24 protein-coding genes and 2 pseudogenes are annotated in these 26999 nt (G+C 67.1%); 10 read left to right on the top strand and 16 right to left on the bottom strand.

Going from position 1 to position 26999, the window contains the following annotated elements:
• Positions 1-918, bottom strand: coding sequence for a transcriptional regulator GcvA (gene gcvA / locus ACV22Z_RS27635; protein ID WP_448079451.1), 918 nt, complete (start codon positions 916-918; stop codon positions 1-3).
• A gap of 198 nt (positions 919-1116) precedes the next feature.
• On the opposite strand from gcvA, the gene ACV22Z_RS27630 reads away from it, so the two are divergent.
• The 3 genes and pseudogenes from ACV22Z_RS27630 (at position 1117) to gabP (ending at position 4427) form a co-directional block, all read left to right on the top strand.
• Positions 1117-2493: an MFS transporter gene (locus tag ACV22Z_RS27630; RefSeq protein ID WP_448079450.1), complete on the top strand. Its 1377-nt coding sequence runs from the start codon at positions 1117-1119 to the stop codon at positions 2491-2493.
• Between the two features lie 18 nt (positions 2494-2511).
• Positions 2512-2673, top strand: a pseudogene (locus ACV22Z_RS27625) (MmcQ/YjbR family DNA-binding protein); the annotation flags it as partial.
• 362 nt (positions 2674-3035) lie between these two features.
• Positions 3036-4427: a GABA permease gene (gene gabP / locus ACV22Z_RS27620; RefSeq protein WP_448079449.1), complete on the top strand. Its 1392-nt coding sequence runs from the start codon at positions 3036-3038 to the stop codon at positions 4425-4427.
• A gap of 192 nt (positions 4428-4619) precedes the next feature.
• Here gabP and ychF read toward each other — a convergent pair whose 3' ends face one another.
• Complete coding sequence (gene ychF / locus ACV22Z_RS27615) at positions 4620-5714, bottom strand: redox-regulated ATPase YchF (protein WP_448079448.1); 1095 nt, start codon at positions 5712-5714, stop codon at positions 4620-4622.
• A gap of 320 nt (positions 5715-6034) precedes the next feature.
• On the opposite strand from ychF, the gene ACV22Z_RS27610 reads away from it, so the two are divergent.
• The 4 genes from ACV22Z_RS27610 (at position 6035) to ACV22Z_RS27595 (ending at position 10694) form a co-directional block, all read left to right on the top strand.
• Positions 6035-7213, top strand: a complete 1179-nt coding sequence (locus ACV22Z_RS27610; protein WP_448079447.1) for a UbiH/UbiF family hydroxylase — start codon at positions 6035-6037, stop codon at positions 7211-7213.
• 90 nt (positions 7214-7303) lie between these two features.
• Entirely contained in the window at positions 7304-8032 is a 729-nt protein-coding gene (locus tag ACV22Z_RS27605) for a DsbC family protein (RefSeq protein WP_448079446.1), read from the top strand.
• 106 nt (positions 8033-8138) lie between these two features.
• Positions 8139-9941, top strand: a complete 1803-nt coding sequence (locus ACV22Z_RS27600) for a M61 family metallopeptidase (RefSeq protein ID WP_448079445.1) — start codon at positions 8139-8141, stop codon at positions 9939-9941.
• A 156-nt stretch (positions 9942-10097) separates the two neighbouring features.
• Positions 10098-10694 carry an FMN-dependent NADH-azoreductase gene (locus ACV22Z_RS27595; protein ID WP_448079444.1) on the top strand — a complete coding sequence of 199 codons (597 nt, stop codon included), beginning with the start codon at positions 10098-10100 and terminating at the stop codon, positions 10692-10694.
• A gap of 140 nt (positions 10695-10834) precedes the next feature.
• Here the strand turns inward: ACV22Z_RS27595 and ACV22Z_RS27590 are convergent, their stop codons facing one another.
• The 9 genes and pseudogenes from ACV22Z_RS27590 to ACV22Z_RS27550 all read right to left on the bottom strand — a co-directional run bounded on the left by ACV22Z_RS27590 (position 10835) and on the right by ACV22Z_RS27550 (position 18425).
• Positions 10835-11734, bottom strand: a complete 900-nt coding sequence (locus ACV22Z_RS27590; protein WP_448079443.1) for a uracil-DNA glycosylase — start codon at positions 11732-11734, stop codon at positions 10835-10837.
• Between the two features lie 6 nt (positions 11735-11740).
• Entirely contained in the window at positions 11741-12367 is a 627-nt protein-coding gene (locus ACV22Z_RS27585; RefSeq protein ID WP_448079442.1) for a CYTH domain-containing protein, read from the bottom strand.
• Positions 12367-13152: an indole-3-glycerol phosphate synthase TrpC gene (gene trpC / locus ACV22Z_RS27580; protein WP_448079441.1), complete on the bottom strand. Its 786-nt coding sequence runs from the start codon at positions 13150-13152 to the stop codon at positions 12367-12369. Before trpC ends, ACV22Z_RS27585 begins: the two co-directional genes overlap by 1 nt.
• Positions 13153-13189: 37 nt before the next feature.
• The gene (trpD, locus tag ACV22Z_RS27575) at positions 13190-14221 is read right to left on the bottom strand and encodes an anthranilate phosphoribosyltransferase (RefSeq protein ID WP_448079440.1); all 1032 of its coding nucleotides are present in this window, start codon (positions 14219-14221) and stop codon (positions 13190-13192) included.
• A gap of 13 nt (positions 14222-14234) precedes the next feature.
• Positions 14235-14825 carry an aminodeoxychorismate/anthranilate synthase component II gene (locus ACV22Z_RS27570; RefSeq protein ID WP_448079439.1) on the bottom strand — a complete coding sequence of 197 codons (591 nt, stop codon included), beginning with the start codon at positions 14823-14825 and terminating at the stop codon, positions 14235-14237.
• Positions 14826-14838: 13 nt separating this feature from the next.
• Positions 14839-16332, bottom strand: a complete 1494-nt coding sequence (gene trpE, locus ACV22Z_RS27565; protein WP_448079438.1) for an anthranilate synthase component I — start codon at positions 16330-16332, stop codon at positions 14839-14841.
• A 359-nt stretch (positions 16333-16691) separates the two neighbouring features.
• Entirely contained in the window at positions 16692-17483 is a 792-nt protein-coding gene (locus ACV22Z_RS27560; RefSeq protein WP_448079437.1) for a phosphoglycolate phosphatase, read from the bottom strand.
• A 4-nt stretch (positions 17484-17487) separates the two neighbouring features.
• Positions 17488-18174: a ribulose-phosphate 3-epimerase gene (gene rpe / locus ACV22Z_RS27555; RefSeq protein ID WP_448079436.1), complete on the bottom strand. Its 687-nt coding sequence runs from the start codon at positions 18172-18174 to the stop codon at positions 17488-17490.
• 39 nt (positions 18175-18213) lie between these two features.
• A pseudogene (locus tag ACV22Z_RS27550) lies at positions 18214-18425 on the bottom strand (hypothetical protein).
• On the opposite strand from ACV22Z_RS27550, the gene apaG reads away from it, so the two are divergent.
• Complete coding sequence (gene apaG / locus ACV22Z_RS27545; RefSeq protein WP_448079435.1) at positions 18351-18725, top strand: Co2+/Mg2+ efflux protein ApaG; 375 nt, start codon at positions 18351-18353, stop codon at positions 18723-18725. The pseudogene ACV22Z_RS27550 and the gene apaG sit on opposite strands and share 75 nt — an antisense overlap.
• A gap of 83 nt (positions 18726-18808) precedes the next feature.
• Positions 18809-20041, top strand: coding sequence for a murein transglycosylase A (gene mltA / locus ACV22Z_RS27540; RefSeq protein WP_448079434.1), 1233 nt, complete (start codon positions 18809-18811; stop codon positions 20039-20041).
• A 247-nt stretch (positions 20042-20288) separates the two neighbouring features.
• Here mltA and paaK read toward each other — a convergent pair whose 3' ends face one another.
• The 5 genes from paaK to paaN all read right to left on the bottom strand — a co-directional run bounded on the left by paaK (position 20289) and on the right by paaN (position 25927).
• Positions 20289-21587, bottom strand: coding sequence for a phenylacetate--CoA ligase PaaK (gene paaK, locus ACV22Z_RS27535; protein ID WP_448079433.1), 1299 nt, complete (start codon positions 21585-21587; stop codon positions 20289-20291).
• 37 nt (positions 21588-21624) lie between these two features.
• Complete coding sequence (paaI, locus tag ACV22Z_RS27530; protein WP_448079432.1) at positions 21625-22077, bottom strand: hydroxyphenylacetyl-CoA thioesterase PaaI; 453 nt, start codon at positions 22075-22077, stop codon at positions 21625-21627.
• 1 nt (position 22078) lies between these two features.
• Positions 22079-22870 carry a 2-(1,2-epoxy-1,2-dihydrophenyl)acetyl-CoA isomerase PaaG gene (gene paaG, locus ACV22Z_RS27525; protein WP_448079431.1) on the bottom strand — a complete coding sequence of 264 codons (792 nt, stop codon included), beginning with the start codon at positions 22868-22870 and terminating at the stop codon, positions 22079-22081.
• A gap of 60 nt (positions 22871-22930) precedes the next feature.
• On the bottom strand, positions 22931-24133 hold the full coding sequence (gene pcaF / locus ACV22Z_RS27520; RefSeq protein ID WP_448079430.1) for a 3-oxoadipyl-CoA thiolase: 1203 nt from the start codon (positions 24131-24133) through the stop codon (positions 22931-22933).
• Between the two features lie 87 nt (positions 24134-24220).
• Positions 24221-25927, bottom strand: a complete 1707-nt coding sequence (gene paaN, locus ACV22Z_RS27515) for a phenylacetic acid degradation protein PaaN (RefSeq protein ID WP_448079429.1) — start codon at positions 25925-25927, stop codon at positions 24221-24223.
• 128 nt (positions 25928-26055) lie between these two features.
• Here paaN and ACV22Z_RS27510 point away from each other — a divergent pair, with 128 nt between their 5' ends.
• A complete protein-coding gene (locus ACV22Z_RS27510; protein WP_448079428.1) occupies positions 26056-26832 on the top strand; it encodes an enoyl-CoA hydratase in 777 nt (258 codons plus the stop codon).
• Positions 26833-26999: the final 167 nt, after the last annotated feature.

Here is a 26999-nt window from a genome sequence, read left to right as displayed (position 1 = left end):
CTACGCCGTGCCCGACATCTGCGCTGCGTCGTCGGCCAAAGCTGCGTCGAGGATCCAGCGGCGGAACGCGGCGACTTTCGGGCGCTCCGCATGATGGGGCGGATAGACGACGTAGTACGCGAAATCATCGAGCCACGTGGCGTCGGCGAGCTGCACGAGCCGCCCGCTTGCGAGCTCGGCGCGCACCATCGCGGCGGGCAGGAGCCCCGCGCCCTGGCCGGCGACGATCGCCTGCAGCAGCAGGCCCGCATCGTCGAACGCGGGGCCGCGCGGCGGACCGAAATCGTCGATTCGCTGCGCGTCGAACCAGATGTGCCAGCCTTTGCGCTCGGCGTCGTGCAGGTGCGGCCATGCGACGAGATCGGCGGGCGTCGCCGGCATGCCGAGCCGTGCGACGAGCGCGGGCGCCGCGAGCGCGACGATCTCGACCGTCAGCAGGCGTTCGCTGCACAGCCCGACATAGCGGCCGAGGCCGTGGCGGATCGCGACATCGACGCCGTCGCGCGCGAAGTCGGCGAGCGCATGGCCGGTGACGACCTGCAGGTCGACGTCAGGGCACGCGTGCCGGAACTGCGCGAGACGCGGCACGAGCCACGCGGATGCGAAGAACGGCGTGACGCTGACGGTCAGCACGCCGTTGTCGGCCGTGCCCGATACGCGCTGCGATGCGTCGGCGATCTGGCGAAACGCGTTGCGCACGGGCGGAAGATAGTCGCGGCCGGCGGCGGTGAGCAGGATCCCGCGGTTGACGCGGTCGAACAGTTGCACGCCGAGGTGCGCCTCGAGCGTGCGGATCATCTGGCTCACCGCGCCGGGCGTGACCGACAGCTCCTCGGCTGCGGATTTCACCGACAGGTGGCGGGCGGCCGCTTCGAATGCGCGCAGCGCGTTGAGAGGCGGCAGGCGGGACCGGTTCATTCAGTTTTTCTAAATCGAAAGGCCGACGAAATATCGTTTGAGGCGACGTGTATGCGCGAGTACCGTTGTCGCATCGGATCGCATTCTTCGTGGCCGCCCTTCGGCGGCCGATGCGATCAACATAGTTCAACTATATCCACGAGGCAATCCGGATGCCGCTTGCGGCGGCACCGGAACGGACCTGAGAGGAGCATCGTGATGAAGCGTCCTGGCGCGCCGCGCCTTTTCCATGGCTGGTATGTGGTCGCCGCCGCATTCGCCGTGACGTTCGTCGGCTTCGGCAGCGCGTATACGTTCAGCGCCTTCGTCGAATCGCTGCAACGGGACTTCGCCGCGTCCCGCGGGCAAATTTCGCTCGTGTTCTCGCTTGCCGGCTTCCTGTATTTCGGCTTCGGTGTCATCAGCGGGCCGCTCGCCGACCGTTTCGGCTCGCGGCGGCTTGCCGTCACCGGCATGCTGCTGACGGCCGCCGGACTCGCGGCCGCCGGCGCCGCGCGCACGCTGCCGCAGGTCTATGCCGCGTACGGGCTGGGTGTCGGTTTCGGCGTCGGTTGCGCGTACGTGCCCGCGATCGGCGCGGTGCAGCGCTGGTTCGTGCGGCGGCGCGGCTTCGCGTCGGGGCTCGCAGTCGCGGGCATCGGCGTCGGCACGCTCGTGATGCCGCCGCTCGCGTCCGCGCTGATCGCGCACATCGGCTGGCGCGGCGCGTATCTCACGCTTGGCGCGCTCGCGGTCGTGTTCGGTGCGGGGATGTCGCTGCTGATCGAGAACGATCCGCGCGGACGGGGGCTGCTGCCTGATGGAGACGTGGGGGGCGGCCATCCGCGGGGCGGCGATCCGGGGGCCGGCCATCCGGGGGCCGGCCATCCGGGGGCCGGCCATCCGGGGGCCGGCCATCCGAGGGCCGGCCGTCCGGCGAGCGGCGCTTCAAATGCAGGTGGTTCGGCAACCGGCGTGCATGCCGCGCGTGCACCCGCCGGGGCGACCGTCCGCGAGGCCGTGACGTCGCGGCCGTTCGCGAGCCTCTATGCGGCGTGTCTCATGTGCTCGTTCGGCGTGTTCGTGCCGTTCGTGCATCTCGTGCCGTACGCGCTCGATCACGGCGTGAAGCGCACTGCGGCCGTGCTGCTGCTCGGCGCAATCGGCGTCGGCAGTACCGCGGGCCGGTTCTTCCTTGGCGGACTCGCCGATCGCTTCGGCCGCCGCACGTCGCTGCTCGCGATGTACGCGGGGATGGCGGTCGCCCTCGTTGCATGGGCCGGCGCCGGCGATTTCGCGACGCTCGCCGCGTTCGCGCTCGTGTTCGGCGTGTTCTACGGTGGCTGGGTTGCCGTACTGCCCGCGGTCGTGATGGACTATTTCGGAGGACGCAACGTGAGCGGGATCATCGGCGTGCTCTATACGAGCGTCGGGTTCGGCACGCTGATCGGGCCGGCCGCCGCAGGCTTCATCTACGATGCCGGCGGCGGCTACCTGGTGCCGATCCTTGCCAGCGCCGCCGCGAACGCGATCGCGTTCGCGATCGTTGCGGCGACAGGGCGCGCGCCGGCGGCCGCACATGCGGCAGGCGGATAGGCATGTGCCGCGATTTCCCCCGACGTGCATTACGTGATCGATCACTGCGTCGGCTGGCCGATCGTGCTGACGCGCCTGTCGGCCGCTCATCCTGACGCCGCGAAAAAACTGCATCTGCGAGAATGGCGGCCGATCGTGCCTGCCACGCGGCACGACGAGATGGAGCGCGGCAACGCGTGACGCGCGGTGCGTTTGTTGCATCGATCCGTGTCGATGCAACAAGTGGTTCCATCGAAGTTCATCAATTGGTTCTTAGTGAAGAACCGTTTGATGCTTACACTCCTTCGCTTCGAAGGTGGTTCCCCAATACGCCGACGGAAAGAGCGCCGCGATGCACCGGCGCGATGCGCGACGCATCGCCCCGCATGCATCGCCCCGCAGATTCGCAGACCTGCGTGGCGTGCCTTTCCGACCGGCCGCGGACCCGGCATCCGAGCGACGTGCGACGCACGTCCTGCCGTGTCCGCTCCGAGAACGACAATCCCAGCGCCGCCTTCACGCGATACCCGGGCATCCCGGAACCGTTTTTTGGAGAGAGACACATGAATGGTAGTAAGACAGGCCTCGGCACCGGCCTGAAGCAGCGCCACGTGACGATGATGTCGATTGCGGGCGTGATCGGCGCCGGGCTGTTCGTCGGTTCAGGCCACGCGATCGCGGAGGCCGGCCCGGCATCGATCCTCGCGTATGCGATCGCGGGCGCGCTGGTGGTGCTGGTGATGCGCATGCTCGGCGAGATGGCCGTCGCGCATCCGGACAGCGGTTCGTTCTCGACCTATGCCGATCGCGCGATCGGCCACTGGGCAGGTTTCTCGATCGGCTGGCTGTACTGGTGGTTCTGGGTGCTCGTGATCCCGATCGAGGCGACCGCGGCGGCGACCATTCTGAATGCGTGGTTCCCCGGTGTCGCGACCTGGATTTTCGCGCTCGGCATCACGTCGGTGCTGACCGTGACCAACCTGTTTTCCGTCAAGAATTACGGCGAATTCGAATTCTGGTTCGCGCTGATCAAGGTCGTCGCGATCGTCATATTCCTGTGCATCGGCGGCGCGGCGATCGTCGGGATCATCCCGGCACCGGCCGTCTCGGGCGTGTCGAACCTGTTCGTGCACGAAGGCTTCATGCCGAAGGGCGCCGGCGCGGTGCTCGCGGCAATGCTGACGACGATGTTCTCGTTCCTCGGCACCGAGATCGTGACGATCGCGGCCGCCGAATCGGATAACCCGCAACGCCAGATCGTGCGTGCGACCAACTCGGTGATCTGGCGCATCACGCTGTTCTACCTCGGCTCGATCCTCGTCGTCGCCGCGATCGTCCCGTGGAACGACCCGCTGCTGCCGGCGCATGGCTCGTATCAGCGCGCGATGGAGCTGATCGGCGTCCCGCACGCGAAGGCGATCATCGACGTGATCGTGCTCGTGTCGGTCGCGAGCTGCCTGAACTCGGCGCTGTACACCGCGTCGCGGATGCTGTTCTCGCTGTCCAAGCGCAAGGATGCGCCGGCGTTCCTGCATCGCACCGATTCGACCGGCACGCCGCGCGCGGCCGTGCTCGCGTCGACCGCGTTCGGTTTCCTGACCGTGATCGCGAACTACCTGATGCCGGAGCAGGTGTTCGGCTTCCTGCTCGCGACGTCGGGTGCGATCGCACTGCTCGTGTATCTCGTGATCGCGATCTCGCAGTTGCGGATGCGCCGCACGCTCGAAGTGACCGGCGCGGACCTGACGCTGCGGATGTGGATGTTCCCGTGGCTCACGTGGGCGGTGATCCTGTTCATCTGCGGCACGCTGACCGTGATGCTGGTGAGCGAGGATCACCGGATGGAAGTGGGCGCAACCGCCGTGCTCGCGCTGATCGTGCTGCTGGCGTCGTGGCTGAACAAGCGCAGCCGCGATGCGCAGGCGAGCGCGGGGCGGCGGGTGTCGGCGACGTGATGTCGTGATGGCGAAGCGATGACGGACGCTCGAGTGCCCGTCATCGCCGAACTGGCCGGATTCCCGGAAAAACGATGGCCCGATCGACGCATGCCGATCGGGCCATTTGCATATCAGCGTACCGGAAGGTCCGGCGCCGATGCGTATCGCGCGACGCCACGCGCATTGCGCGGCGCCGACGCGCGCGCGCCATTACACGTTGAACAGGAAGTTCATCACGTCGCCGTCATGCACGACGTATTCCTTCCCTTCCGCGCGCATCTTCCCGGCTTCCTTCGCGCCTTGCTCGCCCTTGAACGCGATGAAATCGTCGAATGCGATCGTCTGCGCGCGGATGAAGCCGCGCTCGAAGTCGGTGTGAATCACGCCGGCCGCCTGCGGCGCCGTATCGCCGATGTGGATCGTCCACGCGCGCACTTCCTTCACGCCCGCGGTGAAGTAAGTCTGCAGGCCGAGCAGCTTGAAGCCCGCGCGGATCACGCGGTCGAGGCCCGGCTCGTCCATGCCCATGTCGGCGAGGAACGCTTCCTTGTCCGCGTCGTCGAGATCGGCGATTTCCGCCTCGATCGCCGCGCACACCGCGACCACCGGTGCGTTCTCGCTTTCCGCGTACTTGCGCACCGCGTCGAGGTGCGGGTTGTTCTCGAAGCCGTCGTCCTTCACGTTCGCGACGTACATTGCCGGCTTCGCGGTGATCAGGCAGAACGGCTTGAGCAGCGCCTGCTCGTCGTCCGACAGCGCGAGGCCGCGCACGGCCTTGCCCTGGTCGAGTTGCGCGCGCACCTTGTCGAGCACCGCGACGAGCTTCGCCGCTTCCTTGTCGTTGCCCGACTTCGCGGCCTTCGAATAGCGCGTGAGCGCCTTCTCGACCGTGCCGAGGTCGGCGAGCGCGAGTTCGGTGTTGATCACTTCGATGTCGTCGATCGGGCTGACCTTGCCGGCGACGTGGATGACGTTCTCGTCCTCGAAGCAGCGCACGACGTGCGTGATCGCGTCGGTTTCGCGGATGTTTGCGAGGAACTGGTTGCCGAGGCCTTCGCCCTTGCTCGCGCCCGCGACGAGGCCCGCGATGTCGACGAACTCGACGACGGCCGGCACGATACGCTCAGGGTTGATGATCTCGGCGAGCGCCTTCAGGCGCGTATCCGGCACTTCGACGATGCCGACGTTCGGCTCGATCGTGCAGAACGGGTAGTTCTCGGCAGCGATGCCGGCCTTGGTCAGCGCATTGAACAGGGTGGACTTGCCGACGTTGGGCAAGCCGACGATGCCGCATTTGAGGCTCATGGAATCCTTCGGACGGTGAAGCGGCGCGGCCGGGCGGGGCGCGGCGGCGCGGGGCAAAAGAGGGCGGCCGGCGCTTGGGCAGCGCGACGGGCCGGCGTTCAAAGGCGCTATTGTACCGTGCTGGCGGGCTGGTTTCCGGGTGCAGGCCTCGCCCGGTCGACGCAGGCGGCTGGGCGGCCGGGCGGCCGGCGGTTTCGGGCCGGACGCACGCCGGCCGGGCAAGCTTCGCGCGCCGGCGGCGGCGTCGCGCCGGCGACCCGCGCGGTTCCCCTGATTTGCCGCAAAGTCCGGCCGCGTAAGGGTTTGGCCCCGCGGCTATAATGCCCGCCATGACTGCCCACCATACCTTCGACGTCGCCGTGGTCGGCGGCGGGCTCGTCGGCAAGACGGCCGCGCTCGCGCTCACCCAGTCCGGCTACAAGACCGCGTTGCTCGCCCAGCCTGCGACGCCGCGTCCCGCCGATCTCGCGTTCGACACGCGCGTCTACGCGCTGTCGTCCAGCTCGCAGGCGCTGCTCGAACGGCTGCGCGTCTGGCAGGCGCTCGATCACGGCCGGCTTGCACCCGTCTACGACATGCGCGTGTATGGCGACGCGCACGCCGAGCTCCATTTTTCCGCGTACCAGGCGTCGGTGCCGCAGCTCGCGTGGATTGCCGAATCGTCGCTGATCGAGACGTCGCTCGACGCCGCGCTGCGGTTCCAGCCGAACCTGACGTGGTTCGACGCGCGCGCGCAAGGCTTCGACGTACGCGACGACGCGGCCGTGCTCACGCTGTCGTCCGGGCAGGTGCTCGAAGCCGACCTGATCGTCGGCGCGGACGGCGCGCATTCATGGGTGCGTTCGCAAATGGGGGCCAAAGTGGAGCGGCGCGACTACCGGCAAACCGGCGTCGTCGCGAACTTCAAGGCATCGCTGCCGCACCGCGAGACGGCGTACCAGTGGTTCCACGACGGCGAAATCGTCGCGCTGCTGCCGCTGCCGGACGGTCATGTGTCGCTCGTCTGGTCAGCGCACACCGCGCACGCGGACGAGCTGCTGACGCTCGATCCCGCGCAGCTCGCGGCCGAGGTCGAGCGCGTGTCGCACGGGCAGCTCGGCACGCTCGACTGCGTGACGCCGGCGGCCGGCTTCCCGCTTGCGCTGCAGACCGTCGACAAGCTGATCGCGCCCCGCGTCGCGCTCGTCGGCGACGCGGCGCACCTGATCCATCCGCTCGCGGGCCAGGGGATGAACCTCGGGCTGCGCGACGTCGCGGCGCTCGCCGATGCGATCGCGAACAAGGAAAGCTTCCGCAACCTCGGCGATACCGTGCTGCTGCGCCGCTACGAGCGCTCGCGCCGCGAGGACATCCGCGCGCTGATGATCGCGACCGACGGCCTGCAGCGGCTGTTCGCGGTGCCCGGTTCGTTGGCGAAGGCGGTGCGCAACGCGGGCATGGCGTTCGTCGGCGCGCAGCCGCTCGTCAAGCGCTGGCTCGTGTCGGCGGCGCTCGGCTGAGCGAACCTTCGGATACTTCCCGGGTCGGAGACGATTCCGTTACGGCGTACACTGTGCCGTGCACTCCGATTGAGCTGAAGGAAGATTTCGATGAAAAAAACGATCCGTATCGCGTCGCTGGCGCTGGCCGTCGCCGCGGCGACGCTGGGCTGCACCGCGCAGGCCGACCAGACCACCGACAAACTGAAAGCGACGCTGCAGGACCGTCTCGGCAGCGACGCGCCGATCAAGAGCGTGTCGAAATCGCCGGTCGCGGGCCTGTATGAAGTGAACCTCGGCTCGCAGATCATCTACAGCGACGCGTCGGGCGACTACGTGCTGCTCGGCGATCTCGTCGACGCGAAAACGCGCAAGAACCTGACCGAGGCGCGCCTCGCGGAGGTCAACAAGATCGATTTCGCGAGCCTGCCGCTCGCGAACGCGATCAAGGTCGTCAAGGGCAACGGCGCGCGCAAGATCGCCGTGTTCTCCGATCCGAACTGCCCTTACTGCAAGAAGCTCGAAACGACGCTGCAGTCGGTCGACAACGTCACCGTCTACACGTTCCTGTATCCGGTGCTGTCGCCGGATTCGACCGCGAAGTCGAAGGCGATCTGGTGCGCGACCGACCGCGCGAAGACGTGGGAGAGCTGGATGCTCGACCATCGTGTGCCGACGAACGCCGCAAGCTGCGACACGAGCGCGCTCGACAAGAACCTCGCGCTCGGCCGCGGGATGAACGTCACGGGCACGCCGACGATCTTCCTGCCGGACGGCCGCCGCCTGCCGGGCGCGGTGTCCGCCGAGCAGCTGAACCAGGCGCTCGCCTCGAACAAGTAACCGACTGACGCGCCGGGCCGCAAGGCCCGGCCGGCGAGGGGCGCACGGGGCTTCGGCCCGGCGCCTCTCGTCGTTTCTGCTGCCGTAATCCCGACCGACCTCCACGATGAAAACGCCGATCCGCTATTCGATTGCCCCGAAAGATCTCGCCGCACACCTGTTCGAAGTGTCCGTGACGGTCGCCGATCCCGATCCCGAAGGCCAGCGGTTCGCGCTGCCCGTGTGGATTCCGGGCAGCTACCTCGTGCGGGAGTTCGCGCGCAACATCGTGACGCTGCAGGCGTTCAACGACGCCGGCCGCAAGGTGCGGATCGCGAAGACCGACAAGCACACGTGGCAGGCCGCGCCGGTGAAGGGCGCGCTGACGCTGCGCTACGACGTCTACGCATGGGATCTGTCGGTGCGCTCCGCGTATCTCGACGACACGGGCGGCTTCTTCAACGGCACCGCGGTGTTCCTGAGCGTCGCCGGCCGCGAGGACGCGCCGTGCGAGGTCGAGATCGCGAAGCCGGCGGGCGCTGCGTTCCGTTCGTGGCGCGTTGCGACCGCATTGCCGGAGGCACGCGGCACGAAACGCTACGCATTCGGCGCCTATCGTGCGTCGAACTACGACGAGCTGGCCGACCATCCGGTGACGATCGGCGAATTCGCGCTCGCGACTTTCGACGCGCACGGCGTGCCGCACGATATCGCGATCGCCGGGCGCGTGACGCAGCTCGACATGGAACGGCTCCGCACGGACCTGAAGCGCGTATGCGAAGCGCAGATCGCGCTGTTCGAGCCGAAGTCGAAGAAGGCGCCGATGGATCGCTATGTGTTCATGACGCTCGCGGTCAGTGACGGCTACGGCGGCCTCGAACATCGCGCGTCGACCGCGCTGATCTGCAACCGCACCGATCTGCCGGTGACGGGGCGCCCGGAAACGTCGGAAGGCTATCGCACGTATCTCGGCCTCTGCAGCCACGAGTATTTCCACACGTGGAACGTGAAGCGCATCAAGCCGGCGGCGTTCGTGCCGTACGACCTGGCGCAGGAGAACTACACGTCGCTGCTGTGGCTGTTCGAAGGCTTCACGTCGTATTACGACGACCTGATGCTCGTGCGCAGCGGGCTGATGTCGCAGGACGAATATTTCGCGGCGCTCGGCCGTACGATCGGCGGCGTGCTGCGCGGCACGGGGCGCTTGAAGCAGAGCGTCGCCGAGAGCTCGTTCGATGCGTGGGTCAAGTACTACCGGCAGGACGAGAACGCGACCAACGCGATCGTCAGCTACTACCAGAAAGGCTCGCTCGTGGCGCTCGCGTTCGACCTCGCGATTCGCGCGCAGACCCGCCACCGCAAGTCGCTCGACGACGTGATGCGGCTGCTCTGGCAGCGCTACGGCCGCGATTTCTACCGCGGTCAGCAGGCGGGTGTCGGCGAGGACGAAGTCGACGCGCTGATCGAGGAAGCGACCGGCGTTGCGCTCGGCCGCCTGTTCGCCGATGCGGTACACGGCACGCGTGACCTGCCGCTCGCCGAACTGCTCGCGCCGTTCGGCGTGACGTTCGCACCGGACCTCGGCGCGAACGGTGCGCTCGCGAAGCCGACGATCGGCGCGCGCCTGCGCGGCGGCGCGGACTGCACGCTGGCGGCGGTCTACGAAGACGGCGCCGCACACCACGCGGGGCTGTCGGCCGGCGACACGTTGATCGCACTCGACGGGTTGCGGGTGACCGGCGGGAACCTCGATGCGCTGCTCGCGCGCTACCGGCCGGGCGACAAGGTCGAGCTCCATGCCTTCCGCCGCGACGAGCTGCGGACCGCGAAACTGAAGCTCGACGGCCCCGAGGTCGCACGCTACAAGTTCATCGCCGCAGCAAAGCCGGCGGCGCAGCGCACGGCGCGCGAAGCCTGGCTGAAGGGCTGAGCGGCCGAACGGACAGGCTCCGGCAATCAGGGCGCGATCGAGCATCGTTCTGCTGCTGCAACAATCCGTCGCCCTGAGCCTGCTTTTTCAGCATATCGCGACCACGCACAATGGCGTCACTCGCGCTGCTGAAGCGCAACCCAACCGGAGCCTGACATGACGACCATTCTGCAAATCAATTCCGCGGCGCGCTCGCAAGGTGCGCATTCCACGCTGCTGGCCAACGAACTCACGGCAAAGCTGCAACAATCGAACCCCGGCGCGAAGGTCGTGGTTCGCGACCTGCTGACGGATGCGCTGCCGCATCTCGACGAATCGGTGCTCGGCGCGTTCTTCACGCCGGCTGACCAGCGCAGCGCGGAACAGAATGCGATCGTCGCGAAGAGCGACGCGCTGATCGCCGAACTGCAGGCTGCCGATATCGTCGTGCTCGGCGCACCGATGTACAACTTCGGCGTGTCGTCGCAACTGAAGACGTACTTCGACTGGATCGCCCGCGCCGGCGTCACGTTCCGCTACACCGAGAACGGTCCGGAAGGCCTGATCAAGGGCAAGAAGGTGCACGTGGTGACGGCGCGCGGCGGCAAGTACCTCGGTACGCCGAACGACAGCCAGACGCCGTACCTGCGTACGTTCCTCGGCTTCCTGGGCATGACCGACGTGAACTTCATTCACGCGGAAGGCCTGAACCTGGGGCCGGATGCGCAAAGCGCGGCGCTCGCCAGCGCACGCGAGGCAATCGCTGCTGCATAAGGCAGGTTGCGTCGGGCGCGGTGCGCCCGTCCGCCCAGCCGAAAAAAACGCCGCGTACCTGGAAAGGTACGCGGCGTTTTTGCATTCGTGACCGAAGCGAAGCGGTGGCGGGTGCCCGCCGGTCGCCCGCCGGCCGCCGTTCACGCGAGCATCTCGGCCTCGTCCGGCAGGCGCCAGTCGATCGCGTCGCGGCCCTGCGTCACGAGGTAGTCGTTCGCGAGCGTGAAATGGCGGCAGCCGAGGAAGCCACGGTGTGCGGACAGCGGCGACGGATGCGGCGCCTCGAGTACGCAATGCGCGTTCGCATCGAACAGCGCGCGCTTGGCCTGCGCGTGCGCGCCCCACAGCATGAAGACTAGCCCGCGATGGCGGTTCGCCAGTTCGCGGATCAGCGTGTCCGTGCATTGCTCCCAGCCGCGCTTCGCGTGGCTCGCGGCCGCGCCGCGTTCGACCGTCAGCACGGTGTTGAGCAGCAGCACGCCCTGGCGCGCCCATGTGTCGAGGCAGCCGTGACGCGGCGTGTCGTGACCGAAGTTCGCGGCGATTTCCTTGAAGATGTTGCGCAGCGACGGCGGCGGGCGGACCGCCGGCGGCACCGAGAACGCGAGGCCGTGCGCCTGCGGCGTGCCGCGGTCGTCGCCGTGGTACGGGTCCTGGCCGAGGATCACGACTTTCACGTCGTCCGGGCTCGTGAGCCGCAGCGCGCGGAACACGTCGGCCGGATAGACGGTCTTGCCGGCCGCGCGCTCGTCGTCGACGAAACGGCACAGCGGTGCGTATGCGTCGCTGTCGGTGAAGGGCTTCAGGACGTCGCGCCACGCACCCGGCAGCGCGTCGAACTGCGCGGCGAGATGCAGGATGCCGTCCTGCGCACGCGGCGTGCTGGCGGGTGCCGCCGGGGTTGCGCGTGCCGGGGTAGCGCCGGCGGCGACAGGTGCCGCCGATCCGGCGGATGGGGTCGATTCGGCCGGCGTCTCGGGCACGGGATCGTCGAACAGCGACGCCTGTTGCGGCGCGCGGGAAGTCTTGCGGGTTGCCATGCGTGATTACTGCGCGCGCAGCCGGTAGCCGCGCTGCGCTTTGCTGATGTTTTCGGGGGTGAGGCCGGGCAGCGACTGCTGCAGCTCGGCGGCGAGCGTCGCGAGCGCCGCTTCCGGGCCGTCGAGCAATTCGAGTTCGATTTCGCTGATCGGTTCACGGAGCGTTGCGTCGCCGGCCTCGACGGTGATCTCGCCGAGATCCACCGCGGCTTCGATGATTGCGCCGCCGTGCGCGATGCGCCACAGCGTGCGCGAGAAATCGGTGCGGAACAGCGCGTGCAGCGCGGGCGCTGCGTCACGCAGCGCGGCGGCCGCGTCCGGCACGTCGCACGCGGCGACGAGCGCGTCGATCTCGAGCGCGTCGCCGGCCACGGGCAGCTCCCATTCGTGACGCCGATGCAGCCCGCCTTCCGCGGAGCCGACCGTCTTGAACGTCTGCAGCCAGCCGTGCGGCGCGCGGCGCACCCGCACCGCGCTCTTCGAGCGGGCGAGCGCGAGATCGGGCGTGTCGTAATAGACGTTCGCGAGCGTAATCTCGCGGCCCGGTTCGCCCGTCAGCGTCGCGAAGAATTGCCGCGCCGCGTCGGCCTGGCCGGCCGGCAGCGCGAGCTTGATTTCCTTCTCGATCGCCATCAGAAGAACATCCGTGCGAGTTCGGCGCCCGGTTGCTCGGCGCGCATGAACGCTTCGCCGACGAGGAACGTGTTCACGTTCGCCGCGCGCATCGTGTCGACGTCGATGCGCGACAGGATGCCCGATTCGGTCACGACGATGCGGTCCTGCGGAATCATGTCGAGCATGTCGAGCGTCGTCTGGAGCGACGTCTCGAACGTGCGCAGGTTGCGGTTGTTGATGCCGAGCAGCGGCGTCTTCAGCGTGAGCGCCTGCTCCATCTCGTTGCGGTCGTGCACTTCGACCAGCACCGCAAGCCCGAGCGAATGCGCATACGCTTCGAGATCCTGCATCAGCGGCGTGTCGAGCGCGGCGGCGATCAGCAGGATCGCGTCGGCGCCCATCGCGCGCGCTTCGAGGATCTGGTACGCATCGACGATGAAGTCCTTGCGCAGCACCGGCAGCGTGCAGGCCGCGCGCGCTTCCTCGAGATAGCGGACGCTGCCCTGGAAGAACTGCTCGTCGGTCAGCACCGACAGGCACGCGGCGCCGTGCGACGCGTACGAGCGGGCGATGTCGGCCGGCACGAAGTGCTCGCGCAGCACGCCCTTCGACGGGCTGGCCTTCTTGACTTCCGCAATGACGGCCGCCTGGCCGGCCGCGTGCTTCGCGCGCAGTGCGCCGACGAAGTCGCGCAGGTCGCGCGCGGACGCGTCCAGCTTCAACGCCTCGAGCGGCGTGCTGCGCATGGCCGCCGCGACTTCTTCGCGCTTGACGGCAATGATTCGTTCGAGAATGTCGCTCATGTGAGTCTCGTGCTTGATTCGGGTTCGAAAGGGCGCGTCAGCGCTTGAATTGCTGCGTGAAGCGCACCAGCTCGTCGACCTTCGCGCGCGCCTTGCCGCTCGCGATGGCCTCGCGGGCGAGCTGGATGCCGTCGGCGATCGACGCGACGACGTTCGCCGCATACAGCGCGGTGCCCGCGTTCAGCGTGACGATCTCGCGCGCGACGCCCGGCTGGTTGTCGAGCGCGCCGAGCAGCATCACGCGCGATTCGTCCGCATTTTCCACCTTCAGCGTGCGGTTCGACACCATCTGCAGGCCGAAATCCTCCGGATGGATCTCGTATTCGTGCACCTGGCCGTCGCGCAGTTCGCCGACGAGCGTCGCGGCGCCGAGCGACACCTCGTCCATCCCGTCCTTGCCGTACACGACGAGCACGTGCTGCGCGCCGAGGCGCTGCATCACGCGCACCTGGATGCCGACGAGGTCCGGGTGAAACACGCCCATCAGCTGGTTCGGTGCGCCGGCCGGGTTGGTCAGCGGGCCGAGGATGTTGAAGATCGTCCGCACGCCGAGCTCGCGGCGCACCGCCGCGATGTTCTTCATCGCCGGGTGATGGTTCGGCGCGAACATGAAGCCCATGCCCGTTTCGGCGATCGACGCGGCGACCTGGTCCGGCTGCAGGTCGATGTTGACGCCGAGCGCCTCGAGCACGTCGGCGCTGCCGGACTTGCTCGACACGCCGCGGTTGCCATGCTTTGCGACCTTCGCACCGGCCGCCGCGGTGACGAACATCGACGCGGTCGAGATGTTGAACGTGTGCGAGCCGTCGCCGCCGGTGCCGACGATGTCGACGAAGTTCGAGTTGTCCTGCACGTCGACATGGTTCGCGAATTCGCGCATCACGGTCGCGGCGGCGGCGATCTCGCCGATCGTCTCCTTCTTCACGCGCAGCCCGGTGATGATCGCGGCCGCCATCACCGGCGACATGTCGCCGCGCATGATGAGCCGCATCAGGTGCAGCATCTCGTCGTGGAAGATCTCGCGGTGCTCGATCGTGCGCTGCAGCGCTTCCTGTGGGGTGATCGTCATCGTGAGGCTCCGGTCAGGCGGTGTGCGCGGCGGCTGCGCGCGTCTCTTTCAGGAAGTTTTCGAGCAGTGCATGGCCGTGCTGGGACAGGATCGATTCCGGATGGAACTGCACGCCTTCGATCGGCAGCGTCTTGTGGCGCACGCCCATGATCTCGCCGTCTTCGGTCCACGCGGAAATCTCGAGACAGTCGGGCAGCGATTCGCGCTCGATCGCGAGCGAGTGGTAGCGCGTGACGTCGAAATGCTTCGGCAGGTCGGCGAACACGCCGCGGCAGTCGGTTTCGATCCGGCTCACCTTGCCGTGCATGATGGTCTTCGCGCGCACGACGCGGCCGCCGAACGCTTCGCCGATCGCCTGGTGGCCGAGGCACACGCCGAGGATCGGCTTCTTGCCCGCGAATTCGCGCAGCACGTCGAGCGTGATCCCCGCGTGCTGCGGATTGCTCGGCCCGGGCGACAGGCAGATCGCAGCGGGGTTCAGGCGCGCAATCTCGTCGAGCGTGATTTCGTCGTTGCGATAGGTGTGTACGTCCTCGCCCAGCTCGCCGAAGTACTGGACCAGGTTGTAGGTGAACGAGTCGTAATTGTCGATCATGAGCAGCATGGTCAGTCTCCGGTCAGAAGTCGCTGTCGAGGCCGTCTTGGACCTGTTCGGCCGCACGCAGCACCGCGCGCGCCTTGTTTTCGGTCTCTTGCCATTCGGATTCGGGCACCGAATCCGCGACGACGCCGGCCGCCGCTTGCACGTACAGGTTGCCGTTGTGGATCAGGCCCGTGCGGATCGCGATCGCGAGATCCATCTCGCCGGAGAACGACAGGTAGCCGACTGCGCCGCCGTACAGCCCGCGCTTGATCGGCTCGAGTTCGTCGATCAGCTCCATCGCGCGCACCTTAGGCGCGCCGGACAGCGTGCCCGCCGGGAACGTCGCGCGCAGCACGTCGTAGTTCGTCATGCCTGGCTTCAGCTTGCCTTCGACCGAGCTGACGATGTGCTGCACGTGCGAGTACTTTTCGATGACCATCTTGTCGGTCACCTGCACCGAGCCGATTTCCGCGATGCGGCCGACGTCGTTGCGTGCGAGGTCGATCAGCATCACGTGCTCGGCGATTTCCTTCGGATCGTTGAGCAGTTCGGTTGCGAGCTCCGCATCACGTTCAGGCGTGTTGCCGCGCGGCCGCGTGCCGGCGAGCGGGCGGATCGTGACGATCTGGTCGTCGCCGCGCTTTTCCTGGCGCACGAGGATTTCCGGCGATGCACCGACCACGTGGAAATCGCCGAAGTTGTAGTAATACATGTACGGCGACGGATTCAGCGAGCGCAACGCGCGGTACAGCGACAGCGGGTTGTCGCGATACGGCTTCGTCAGGCGCTGGCCGACCTGGATCTGCATCAGCTCGCCGGCCGCGATGTATTCCTTCGCCTGGCGCACGGCGGCCAGATAGTCTTCCTTCTTGAACTCGCGGAACGTCTCGGTGCGCACGCTCGCCGACGTGACGGGTGGCTGCACGGTCGCGCGCAGCCGCTGCTTCAGTTCGCGCAGTCGCTGCTTCGCCTTCGTGTAGGCCTCCGGCTGGCCCGGGTCGGCATAGATGATCAGGTACAGCTTGCCGGCGAGGTTGTCGATCACCGCGACTTCCTCGGTCAGCAGCAGCTGGATGTCGGGCAGGCCGAGATCGTCGCGGGGCGCGGTGTGCGCGAGCTTCTTCTCGATGTAGCGCACCGCGTCGTAGCCGAAATAACCGGCGAGGCCGCCGCAGAAGCGCGGCAGGCCGGGGCGCTGCGCAACCTTGAAACGCGCCTGGAACGCGGCGATGAATTCGAACGGGTCGCCGTCGTGCGTTTCGACGACCTGACCGTCGCGCACGACTTCGGAGATGCCGTTGCGCGTGCGCAGCAGCGTACGCGCCGGCAGGCCGATGAACGAATAGCGGCCGAAGCGTTCGCCGCCGACCACCGATTCGAGCAGGAACGAATTGGCGCCGCTGCGTTCCGGCTGCGCCAGTTTCAGGTAGAGGGACAGCGGCGTTTCGAGGTCGGCCAGGGCTTCCGCGATCAGCGGGATGCGGTTATAGCCTTCGTTCGCGAGCGATTGGAATTCGAGTTCAGTCATGTTCCGGTCCTGTTCGGGACGAGCGGCGGAATGCGCCGGGGATCACGGGGTGCTGCGCGAGCTGCCGTCGGCTGAAGGGCGGTCGAACGTGGTGTGCCTGCCGGCGGGCGCGGCCCGGACGCGAACGTCGTTCATGTGCCTGCGGCCGGCCCTGAACGAACAGGTCCGGATGCGGTCATGCGGCAGGTGAAGCGGCGATCGGCGCGCGGATGCGCAGCGAGATAAAAAACGGCGCTGAAGACGTGCTTCAGCGTACCTCATCGAGGTTAGCGCGACCAGCGACGCCAGGGCCAGGCTCCCCGGTCGATGCTGCTCAGACTCCGTTTTTTATTCAGAAACATGCGGATGGAAGAATTAGATCAGACGGTTGGCTGGCCGGCGTTGTGCGCGGCGATCGCGCGGGCTGCGACCAGCAACGAGCCGACTATACCATCCGAATTTATCGTTTGTATAGCCTTGCCATGGTTGTAGCCGTACGGCACCGTCAGCGTCGCCATGCCCGCCGCGCGGCCCGCGAGCGCGTCGTTTTCCGAATCGCCGATCGCGACCGCCGCGTCCGGCGCGATGCCCAGCGCGTCGCACGCGGTCAGCATCGGCAGCGGATCGGGTTTCTTGCGTGGCACGCTGTCGCCGCCGAGCACGATGCCGAAACGGTCGATCAGCCCGTACTGCTCGAGCAGCTCGATCGCGAAGCGGTGCGGCTTGTTGGTTACGCATGCGAGCTTCACGCCCGCGTCGCGCAGCGCGTCGAGGCCGGCCGCGACGTCCGGGTAGAGACGCGCGTGGCGGCCGTTGATCTTCGCGTACTCGGCCTGGTAGATCGCGAGCGCGTCGTCGAAGCGCGCGCGCGCGTCGTCTGCCGTGAAGCGCGGCTTCAGCACGCTCTGGATCAGGTGCTCGGAGCCCTTGCCGACATAGCCGATCACTTCGTCGCGCGACGTTGCCGGCGCGTCGAGTTGCGCCAGCATGCCGTTCAGGCCCGCGGTGAAATCGTCGGCGGTATCGACCATCGTGCCGTCGAGATCGATCAGCGCCGCGTCGATGCGCGACGCGGCGAAGCGGATCGGCGCGGCCGGCTTAGGTGCGGCCGGCTCAGGCGCGGCCGGCTTAGGTGCGACCGGCTCGCGCCCGGCCAGTTGCGAGTCAGTCATGGCGTCAGCTCTGCTTGACGGTCGCGAGCTGGCTGCGCATCTCGTCGATCACCTTGCGGTAGTCGGGCTTGCCGAAGATCGCCGAACCCGCGACGAACGTGTCGGCGCCGGCGGCGGCGATCTCCGCGATGTTGTCGGTCTTCACGCCGCCGTCCACTTCGAGCAGGATCTCGCGGCCCGTGCGCTCGGTGTACGCATCGATGCGCGCGCGTGTCTCGCGCAGCTTGTTCAGCGTTTCCGGAATGAAGGACTGGCCGCCGAAACCCGGGTTGACCGACATCAGCAGCACGAAGTCGAGGCGATCCATCACGTAGTCGAGATAGTTCAGCGGCGTCGCCGGGTTGAACACGAGGCCGGCCTTGCAGCCGTGATCGCGGATCAGCGACAGCGTGCGGTCGATGTGGTCGGAGCCTTCCGGGTGGAAGCTGATCAGGTTCGCGCCCGCCTTCGCGAAATCGGGCACGATCCGGTCGACCGGGCGCACCATCAGGTGCACGTCGATCGGCACCTGCACGTGCGGGCGGATCGCCTCGCAGACGAGCGGGCCGATCGTCAGGTTCGGGACGTAATGGTTGTCCATCACGTCGAAGTGGATCCAGTCGGCGCCGGCGGCGACCACGTTGCGGACTTCTTCGCCGAGCCGTGCGAAGTCGGCCGACAGGATGCTGGGAGCGATGCGGAATTGGGTCATGACTGAGGAGCGGGGACGCTGCGGCGCAAAACCGCCATTCTACCGCCGGGGGGCGGCCGTGCGCGCGGTTGCGGGCCGGTGCTGCATCAAGCAGAATGCCGAACCAAAGCGGCGCGTCCGCGGCCCGGCGTCGCGCGAAGCAGGCGCGGGCCGGTCACCACCCCAGCGGAACCACCATGAGTCAGTATCAGTTCACCGTTTCGGTGAAAACCAGTTATTTGCCGGAACAATCCGACCCCGAACGCCGTCAATACGCATTCGCGTACACGCTGACGATTCGCAATACGGGGCAGGTCGCGGCGCAGCTGATCGCACGCCACTGGGTCATCACGGACAGCGAGAGTCACGTGCAGGAAGTGAAGGGGCTCGGCGTCGTCGGCCACCAGCCGCTGCTGCAGCCGGGCGAACAGTTCGAATACACGAGCTGGGCGGTGATCGCGACGCCGGTCGGCACGATGCGCGGCGCGTATTTCTGCGTGGCGGAGGACGGCGGGCGCTTCGAGGCGCCGATCGACGAGTTCGCGCTGCACATGCCGCGCACGCTGCATTGAGCGTGCCGATGCGGTGGAATCAGCGCGGCTGACGGTCGTTGTTGCGTGCGTGCTTTTTCCTGCCCGAGGCTGTCCACGCGACGATGAAGATCAGCAGGGCGAGCGCCAGGAACGCTTCCAGCGCGAAGATGAGCATCGGATATTGGTCGAGAAGATCTGACATGGCGGTTTCCATCAAGAACGGACATTGTATGTGGTTTGGGCCCCGGCTGACCGGGTGGGCGGCGGCAGTCGCGACGGCGGCGCTGCTCGCCGCGTGCGGCGGCACGCCGACGCGGACTTCCTCCATGAATCCGCCGACCGGCGCCGCGATCGTGCCGGGGCAGGTCGCCGCCACGCGGCTGACGCCGGTCGCCTGGCAGCAGGTGCCGGGCTGGCAGGACGATTCGCTGATCGGCGCGACGGCCGCGCTGCGGCAGAACTGCGCGCGGCTTGCGCGGCAGCCGACATGGCGGCGTGCCTGTGCAGCGGCGGAACGGCTCGACGAGCTCGACGTCAGCAGTGCCCGAGCGTTCTTCGAAGCGTATTTCACGCCGTTCCAGTTCGCGAACAGCGACGGCACGCTCGACGGGCTCGTCACCGGCTACTACGAGCCGCTGCTGCACGGTTCGCGCGTGCGGCGCGGGCCGTATCAAACTGCGCTGTATCGCTGGCCGGCCGGCTATCGGGCCGGCTCCGCGCTGCCGGCGCGCGCGCAGCTCGAGCGTGCGGGTGTCCTGAACGGCAACGAACTCGTGTGGGTCGACGATCCGATCGAGGCGTTCTTCCTGCAGGTGCAGGGCTCCGGACGGGTGCTGCTCGACGACGGCTCGGTGATGCGCGTCGGCTACGGCGGCACCAACAACCAGCCGTACCGCTCGATCGGCAAGTGGCTGCTCGATCGCGGCGAGCTGACGCCCGCCCAGGCGACGATGCAGGGCATCAAGGCATGGGCGAAGGCGAATCCGACCCGTGTGGATGCGTTGCTCGACACGAACCCCCGGTTCGTGTTCTTCCGCGAGATGCCGTCGAAGGAGGACGTGCCGCACGGCGGCTCGGACGGTCCGGTCGGCGCGCTCGGCGTGCCGCTCACGCCCGAGCGTTCGATCGCGGTCGATCCGTCGTCGATTCCGCTCGGCACGCCGGTCTTCCTGCAGACGACGCGTCCGCTGAGCAATACGCCGATGAACCGCCTCGTGTTCGCGCAGGATACGGGCACCGCGATCAAGGGCGGTGTGCGGGCCGATTATTTCTGGGGACTTGGGGATGACGCCGGCGATCAGGCGGGGCGGATGAAGCAGATCGGCCGGATGTGGCTGCTGTTTCCGAATTCGTGATGCGGGGCGTGCGCGTGCTTGCGGCTGACGCAACGCGCGGCGCCTGGCGCGTGTCCGTGTGACGAGGTGCGCCGTTTCGCGGTGAGGCGGGCCTTCGGCGACCCGATCGCCGCGCCCATGCCGTGTCGAATCGAGCGGCCGGACGGTGGGACAGCGTGACCGATGCAGCCCGCTCAGCTTTCGCTGACCGGGCTGTGTTCTTTTGCGGCGCGCATTGCCGGCGGGTGGCTGCCGGGCAGGTTGGCCGTCAGCCCTTGCGCTTGTCGACGACCCGTCGCGCCTTGCCGACGGAACGTTCGATGCCGTTGACCGGCAGCACGTTGATCACCGCGGTCACGCCGATCATCGCCTTGATGTCGTGCGCGAGCGCTCGCTTTGCGGCGTCGATCGTCGCGGTGTCCGGCGCAGTCTCGGGGCAGGGTTCGACGTTCAGCGTCAGCACGTCGAGCGGGCCTTCCTTCGTCAGCACGATCTGGTAGTGCGGTGCGAGCGCGCGCTGCTTGAGCAGCTGTTCCTCGATCTGTGTCGGGAATACGTTCACGCCGCGCACGATCATCATGTCGTCCGAGCGGCCGGTGATCTTTTCCATCCGGCGCATCGTACGGGCCGTACCCGGCAGCAGACGCGTCAGGTCACGCGTCCGGTAGCGGATGATCGGCAGCGCTTCCTTTGTCAGCGACGTGAACACGAGTTCGCCGAGTTCGCCATCGGGCAGCACTTCGCCGGTTTCCGGGTCGATGATCTCCGGGTAGAAATGGTCTTCCCAGATCGTCGGGCCATCCTTCGTCTCGACGCATTCGGACGCGACGCCCGGGCCCATCACTTCCGACAGCCCGTAGATGTCGACGGCGTCGATCCCCATGCGGCGTTCGATCGCGACACGCATGTCGTTGGTCCACGGCTCTGCGCCGAAGATGCCGATGCGCAGCGAGCATTGCGCGGGATCGAGGCCCTGCCGCTCGAATTCATCGGCGATCGACAGCATGTAGCTTGGCGTCACCATGATGATGTCCGGACGGAAATCCTGGATCAGCTGCACCTGTTTCTCGGTCTGTCCGCCGCCGAACGGGATCACGGTCAGCCCTGCGCGTTCCGCGCCGTAATGCGCGCCGAGTCCGCCGGTGAACAGCCCGTAGCCGTAGCTGACGTGAACCTTGTCGCCTTGACGCGCGCCGGCGGCGCGGATCGAGCGGGCGACGAGATTCGCCCACGTGTCGATATCGCGCGCGGTGTAGCCGACGACCGTCGGCTTGCCGGTCGTGCCCGACGAGGCATGGATGCGGGAAATCTGATCCTGCGGCACGGCGAACATGCCGAACGGATAGCTGTCGCGCAGGTCGCCTTTGGTCGTGAACGGGAAGCGGGACAGGTCGGCGAGCGACTTCAGGTCGTCCGGATGCACGCCCGCTTCGTCGAACTTGCGGCGATAGACCGGGGAATGCTCGTACGCATGCCGGAGCGACCACTTGAGACGTTCGAGCTGCAGCGCGGTCAGCTCGTCACGGGTCGCGGTCTCGATCGGCTCGAGCGGAAGCGGGGTAGTCATGTGTGTCTCCAGTATTTGTTATGTGCGAGCCGTGGCGTCAGCGGTCTTCCGGAATGACCGTGCCCTTGATCTGGGCGGATTTGCCGCGGAACATCGCGACCGTTTCGCCGGCCCGATTCGTGACGCGAATGTCGTAGATGCCGTATCGGCCGTTGCGCGTCTGTTCGATCGCCTCGGCGGTCAGTACGTCGCCGCCGTGCACCGGGCGCAGGTATTCGATCGAACAGCCGGCCGCGACGGTGTTGAGGTTGTACGAATTGCACGCGAACGCGAATGTCGAGTCGGCGAGCGTGAAGATGAGCCCGCCGTGACAGATCTGATGGCCGTTCAGGAAATCCGGACGCACCGGCATGCGCAGGCGCGCGTAGCCGGGGCGCACTTCGTCGAGTTCCATGCCGAGCGCGCGGCTGCATGCGTCCGCGTCGTACATGGCCTGCGCCGTGGCCTGTGCGAGTGCTTCGGGGCTGCGGGCTTCGATGGGCTGGCTCATGTCAGCGTCCCTCGAAGCGCGGCGCGCGTTTCTCGATGAATGCCTGGACACCTTCCGCGTAATCGTGCGACTGGCCGAGCTTGCGCTGCAGGTCGCGTTCGAGGTCGAGCTGCCGATCGAGTGTCTGCGTGACGCTCTCGCGCATCGCCTGCTTGATTGAGGCGATGGCCAGGGTCGGCTGCTGTGCGAGCTGCGCGGCAAGTTGCCGGGCGTTCGCAGCGAGTGCGTCGTCGTCGATGGTGCGCCAGATCAGGCCCCATTGCTCGGCCTGTTCGGCGCTCAGCTTGTCGCCGGTCAGCGCGAGGCCGAGCGCGCGTGCCATCCCGACGCGCTGCGGCAGGAACCAGGTGCCGCCGGAATCCGGGACGAGCCCGATCTTCACGAAGGCCTGGATGAAGCTGCTCGAGCGTGCGGCCAGCACGAGGTCGCAGGCGAGCGCGAGGTTGGCGCCGGCCCCGGCGGCCGTGCCGTTGACGGCGGCGATTACCGGCATCGGCAGCCGTTGCAGACGCCGGATCAGCGGATTGAAGTGCTCGTCGATCAGCGTGCCGAGATCGGTCGATGCACCGGGAGTGACGTCGAGATCGGCCAGGTCCTGCCCCGCGCAGAAGCCGCGCCCCGCGCCTGTCAGGATCAGCGCGCGCACGCCGCTGCCTTCGATTTCATCCAGCGCCGATTGCAGCTCGCGGTGCATCGACCGCGTGAAGCTGTTCAGCTTGTCCGGCCGGTTGAGGGTGATCGTGGCCACATGAGCGACTTGATCGATATCCAGCTGAATTGCCTGATATGACATGCAGTGTCTCCTTCATGACTCGGTTATTAGGCGGGGCGTGCGGCAGCGTCGCAGCGTCGATTACACCCGCTCGATCGCGAGGGCGATGCCTTGGCCCACGCCGATGCACATCGTACAGAGCGCGAAACGTCCGCCGGTGCGTTCCAGCTGATGAAGCGCCGTGGTGACGAGCCGTGCGCCGGATGCGCCAAGCGGATGGCCGAGCGCAATGGCGCCGCCGTTCGGGTTCACGCGGGAGTCGTCGTCTGCGATGCCGAGCATCCGCATCACCGCGAGCCCTTGCGATGCGAATGCCTCGTTCAGTTCGATCACGTCGAATTGATCGATCGTCATGCCGAGCTGGCGCAGCAGTTTCTGGGCGGCGGGCGCCGGGCCGATGCCCATCACGCGAGGTTCGACGCCTGCGGTCGCCATGCCGATCACGCGCGCGCGGCGGCGCAGCCCGTACTGGTCGGCCGCTTCGGCATTGGCGAGCAGAAGGGCGCATGCGCCGTCGTTGACGCCTGACGCATTGCCGGCCGTCACCGTGCCGTCGGCGCGCACGACGCCCTTCAGCTTCGCGAGCGCTTCGAGCGATGTCTCGCGCGGATGCTCGTCGAGCGCGACGACGAGTGGATCGCCTTTCTTTTGCGGAATCGTCACGGGCACGATTTCCTCGGCGAGCGTGCCGTCCTGCTGCGCACGCGCGGCCTTCTGCTGGCTGCGCAGCGCGAACAGGTCCTGGTCGGCGCGGTTGATGTTGTAGTCGGTTGCGACGTTCTCGGCCGTTTCCGGCATCGAATCGACACCGTATTGCTGCTTCATCCGCGGATTGATGAAGCGCCAGCCGATCGTCGTATCGAAAATGTCGGCCTGCCGTGCGAATGCCGTTGCCGACTTGCCCATCACGAATGGTGCGCGCGTCATGCTCTCGACGCCGCCGGCAATCATCAACCGTGCCTCGCCGGACTTGATCGCGCGTGCGGCGGAGCCGACCGCGTCCATCCCGGAGCCGCACAGGCGGTTGAGCGTCGTGCCCGGCACGGTGGTCGGCAGGCCGGCCAGCAGCGCGGACATGCGTGCGACGTTGCGGTTGTCCTCGCCGGCCTGGTTCGCACAGCCATACAGCACGTCGTCGACCGCGGACCAGTCGACTCCGCGGTTGCGTTCGATCAGCGCCTTGATCGGCACCGCGCCGAGATCGTCGGCTCGAACGTCTTTCAGTGCGCCGCCGTAGCGGCCGATGGGGGTGCGAATCGCGTCGCAGATGTAGGCGTCAGTCATGGGCGTATCGGTGAAAAACGAACCCGCCGGGTGGCGGATTCGTTCATGGTAGAGGACGGTGGGACGATTGCACGTCGGCCGTACGGGTTATGCCGTTTGGCCAGCTTCCGCGGGTGCGGCTTTCGGCGCAACATGGACACGGCTCTGCACGACGCGGAACCGGTTGGCGACGAACGCCGCGTCGGCCAGTGCCGCGTTGGCCGCCGGATTGGCGCCGGTGCCGTGGAAGTCCGAGAACGCGGCGGACTGGTTGACGAACACGCCGCCCGTCAGATTGATGGACAGTGCGACGCCACCACGCACCGCGGCGTCGTGCGCCGCATCGATCACTGCATCATCGGTGCTGTAGACGGAAAGCGTGAGCGCGCCGTGCCCGGCTGAGATCTCGCCGGCGAGATCGAGCGACTGGGCCGTCGAGTCGGTCGCGATGACGAACGAGATCGGGCCGAACCACTCTTGCGTGAATTTTTCGCGGTCGGCGACATCGAGCTGGAGCACGAGCGGCGTGCGCACGCGCGCATCGGCGAACACCGGGTGTTGCAGCGTCTGGCTGTCGGCGAGCACGCGGCCGAGCTTGCGGGCCTCGTCGATTCGCGCGGTCACGCCGTCGTTCTGGATCGCGCCGATGAGTTCGACCGAGCGCGCCGGGTCGCCGGTCAGCTTCTGGACCGCAACGGCGATCGCCTGTGCGACGTCGTCGAAGCTCACGTGGCCGTCAGCGGTCCGGATCCCTTCGCGCGGCACGTAGATGTTCTGCGGCGCCGTGCACATCTGGCCGGAGTACAGCGACAGCGAGAACGCGATGTTCTTCGCGACGGCCTTCAGATCGTCTGCGGAATCGATCACGATCTGGTTGACGCCGGCCTTTTCGGTATAGACCTGCGCCTGGTGAGCGTGCCGCTCGAGCCACGTGCCGTTCTGCGTGCTGCCCGTGAAGTCGATCAGCTTGATTTCCGGGCGAAGCGCGAGGTCCTGCACGAGCGCGCCGTCATTCGGCTCGGTCGCGAGGAGCGTCACGACGTTCGGGTCGAAGCCGGCTTCGCGCAGCACGTCGCGTGCGATGCGGACGGTGATCGCGAGCGGCAGGATCGCACCGGGGTGCGGCTTGACGATGACCGTGTTGCCCGTTGCCAGATCGGCGAAGAGGCCCGGGTAGCCGTTCCACGTGGGGAACGTGCAGCAGCCGAGCACGAGGCCGGTGCCGCGCGGGACGATCATGTAGCGCTTGTGCATCGCGAGCGGCGGGTTCTTGCCCTGCGGTTTTTCCCAGTGTGCATCGCCGGGGATGCGACGAAGCTCGTCCCACGCGTACGCAACCGCTTCGAGCGCGCGGTCCTGGGCGTGCGGGCCGCCGGCCTGGAACGCCATCATGAACGCCTGACCGGTCGTGTGCATCACGCTATAGGCGACCTCGAAGCTGGCGCGATTCAGGCGCGCGAGGATTTCCATGCTGACGCCGATCCACGCGGTCGGCCCGGCCTCGCGCCACGTCGGCTGGGCTGCGGCGGCTGCCGCGATCAGCGCGTCGGGCGTCGACTGCGGGTACCGCACGCCGAGTCCGAAGCCGTACGGCGACCGCTCGGCGCCGACCGTCTCGCCGGACGCCGGCTGATCGAGCACGAAGGTCTTGTCGAGGTGCGACTTGAACGCGGCTTCCCCATCGGCATTCGCACTTTCCCCGTACACTTTGGGGCTCGGCATTTCGACGAACGGGCTCCAGTAGCCGCGGCTCTCGATGGCGGCGAGTGCGTGCTTCAGCGTGTCTTCGTGCTTCGTGAACAGTGGGTGGGTCATGGCGCGGCCTGATAGACGTTGAGGGGGATCGAATCGATTAATTAACCGACCGGTTGGTCGGAGAATGGTAGCATCAAATTATTCGCATGTGCGAGGCGTTTCTCATTTCATTGAGCGAGGAGAAATAGATGGCTTACGAGAACATCCTGGTGGAGACCCAAGGTCGTGTCGGCCTCATTACGCTGAACCGGCCGAAGGCGCTGAATGCGCTGAACGATGCGCTGATGGACGAGCTGGGCGCGGCGCTGACGGCATTCGATGCAGATGAAGGCATCGGTGCGATCGTCGTGACGGGGAGCGAGAAGGCGTTTGCGGCCGGGGCGGACATCGGCATGATGGCGACCTATTCGTATATGGATGTCTACAAGGGCGAATACATCACGCGGAACTGGGAGACCGTCCGCCAGATTCGCAAGCCGATCATCGCGGCGGTGGCCGGGTTCGCGCTGGGTGGCGGCTGCGAGCTGGCGATGATGTGCGACATCATCTTCGCGGCGGACACGGCGAAGTTCGGTCAGCCCGAGATCAAGCTCGGCATCATGCCGGGTGCGGGCGGCACGCAGCGTTTGCCGCGCGCAGTATCGAAGGCCAAGGCGATGGACATGTGCCTGACTGCGCGGTTCATGGATGCAGCGGAGGCCGAGCGTGCGGGACTGGTGTCGCGCGTGTTGCCGGCGGACAAGCTGCTCGACGAGGCGATCGCGGCTGCGGCGACGATTGCCGAGTTTTCGCTGCCGGCGGTCATGATGGTCAAGGAGTCGGTGAACCGTGCATACGAATCGACGCTGGCCGAGGGTGTGCATTTCGAGCGCCGGCTGTTCCATTCGTTGTTCTCGACCGAAGACCAGAAGGAAGGGATGGCGGCGTTCGTCGAGAAGCGGAAGCCGGTGTTCAAGCATCGCTGACAGGTCAAGCGCGCAGCAGGGTGTCGATCTGCTTTCCTATATGGAGAGTTCCGTCGAGGGCCTGCCGCGTGCAGCCTGACATCAGGCCTGTCAGCTTGCTAAAGGCCCCCGTGCGCGGCAGCGCACGGGAGCTGTAAAATTTATTTCACCAACCCCCTTGCGCTCGC

The organism is Burkholderia sp. PU8-34, from assembly GCF_053427725.1.
The sequence above is the reverse complement of the archived record's forward strand: the minus strand, read 5'-3'. Positions and strand labels throughout refer to the sequence as shown.

Excerpts from the sequence above, each read along its gene's own strand:
- ACV22Z_RS27610 (WP_448079447.1), top strand. The coding sequence starts at position 6,035 with ATGCCCGCCATGACTGCCCACCATACCTTCGACGTCGCCGTGGTCGGC.
- ACV22Z_RS27585 (WP_448079442.1), bottom strand. The coding sequence starts at position 12,367 with ATGGCGATCGAGAAGGAAATCAAGCTCGCGCTGCCGGCCGGCCAGGCC.
- trpD (WP_448079440.1), bottom strand. The coding sequence starts at position 14,221 with ATGACGATCACCCCACAGGAAGCGCTGCAGCGCACGATCGAGCACCGC.
- pcaF (WP_448079430.1), bottom strand. The coding sequence starts at position 24,133 with ATGACTGACGCCTACATCTGCGACGCGATTCGCACCCCCATCGGCCGC.
- ACV22Z_RS27570 (WP_448079439.1), bottom strand. The coding sequence starts at position 14,825 with ATGCTGCTCATGATCGACAATTACGACTCGTTCACCTACAACCTGGTC.
- paaK (WP_448079433.1), bottom strand. The coding sequence starts at position 21,587 with ATGACTACCCCGCTTCCGCTCGAGCCGATCGAGACCGCGACCCGTGAC.
- gcvA (WP_448079451.1), bottom strand. The coding sequence starts at position 918 with ATGAACCGGTCCCGCCTGCCGCCTCTCAACGCGCTGCGCGCATTCGAA.
- ACV22Z_RS27600 (WP_448079445.1), top strand. The coding sequence starts at position 8,139 with ATGAAAACGCCGATCCGCTATTCGATTGCCCCGAAAGATCTCGCCGCA.
- ACV22Z_RS27605 (WP_448079446.1), top strand. The coding sequence starts at position 7,304 with ATGAAAAAAACGATCCGTATCGCGTCGCTGGCGCTGGCCGTCGCCGCG.
- ACV22Z_RS27510 (WP_448079428.1), top strand. The coding sequence starts at position 26,056 with ATGGCTTACGAGAACATCCTGGTGGAGACCCAAGGTCGTGTCGGCCTC.
- mltA (WP_448079434.1), top strand. The coding sequence starts at position 18,809 with ATGAAGATCAGCAGGGCGAGCGCCAGGAACGCTTCCAGCGCGAAGATG.
- ychF (WP_448079448.1), bottom strand. The coding sequence starts at position 5,714 with ATGAGCCTCAAATGCGGCATCGTCGGCTTGCCCAACGTCGGCAAGTCC.
- ACV22Z_RS27560 (WP_448079437.1), bottom strand. The coding sequence starts at position 17,483 with ATGACTGACTCGCAACTGGCCGGGCGCGAGCCGGTCGCACCTAAGCCG.
- paaN (WP_448079429.1), bottom strand. The coding sequence starts at position 25,927 with ATGACCCACCCACTGTTCACGAAGCACGAAGACACGCTGAAGCACGCA.
- gabP (WP_448079449.1), top strand. The coding sequence starts at position 3,036 with ATGAATGGTAGTAAGACAGGCCTCGGCACCGGCCTGAAGCAGCGCCAC.
- paaI (WP_448079432.1), bottom strand. The coding sequence starts at position 22,077 with ATGAGCCAGCCCATCGAAGCCCGCAGCCCCGAAGCACTCGCACAGGCC.
- paaG (WP_448079431.1), bottom strand. The coding sequence starts at position 22,870 with ATGTCATATCAGGCAATTCAGCTGGATATCGATCAAGTCGCTCATGTG.
- ACV22Z_RS27595 (WP_448079444.1), top strand. The coding sequence starts at position 10,098 with ATGACGACCATTCTGCAAATCAATTCCGCGGCGCGCTCGCAAGGTGCG.
- apaG (WP_448079435.1), top strand. The coding sequence starts at position 18,351 with ATGAGTCAGTATCAGTTCACCGTTTCGGTGAAAACCAGTTATTTGCCG.
- trpC (WP_448079441.1), bottom strand. The coding sequence starts at position 13,152 with ATGAGCGACATTCTCGAACGAATCATTGCCGTCAAGCGCGAAGAAGTC.
- trpE (WP_448079438.1), bottom strand. The coding sequence starts at position 16,332 with ATGACTGAACTCGAATTCCAATCGCTCGCGAACGAAGGCTATAACCGC.
- ACV22Z_RS27590 (WP_448079443.1), bottom strand. The coding sequence starts at position 11,734 with ATGGCAACCCGCAAGACTTCCCGCGCGCCGCAACAGGCGTCGCTGTTC.
- ACV22Z_RS27630 (WP_448079450.1), top strand. The coding sequence starts at position 1,117 with ATGAAGCGTCCTGGCGCGCCGCGCCTTTTCCATGGCTGGTATGTGGTC.
- rpe (WP_448079436.1), bottom strand. The coding sequence starts at position 18,174 with ATGACCCAATTCCGCATCGCTCCCAGCATCCTGTCGGCCGACTTCGCA.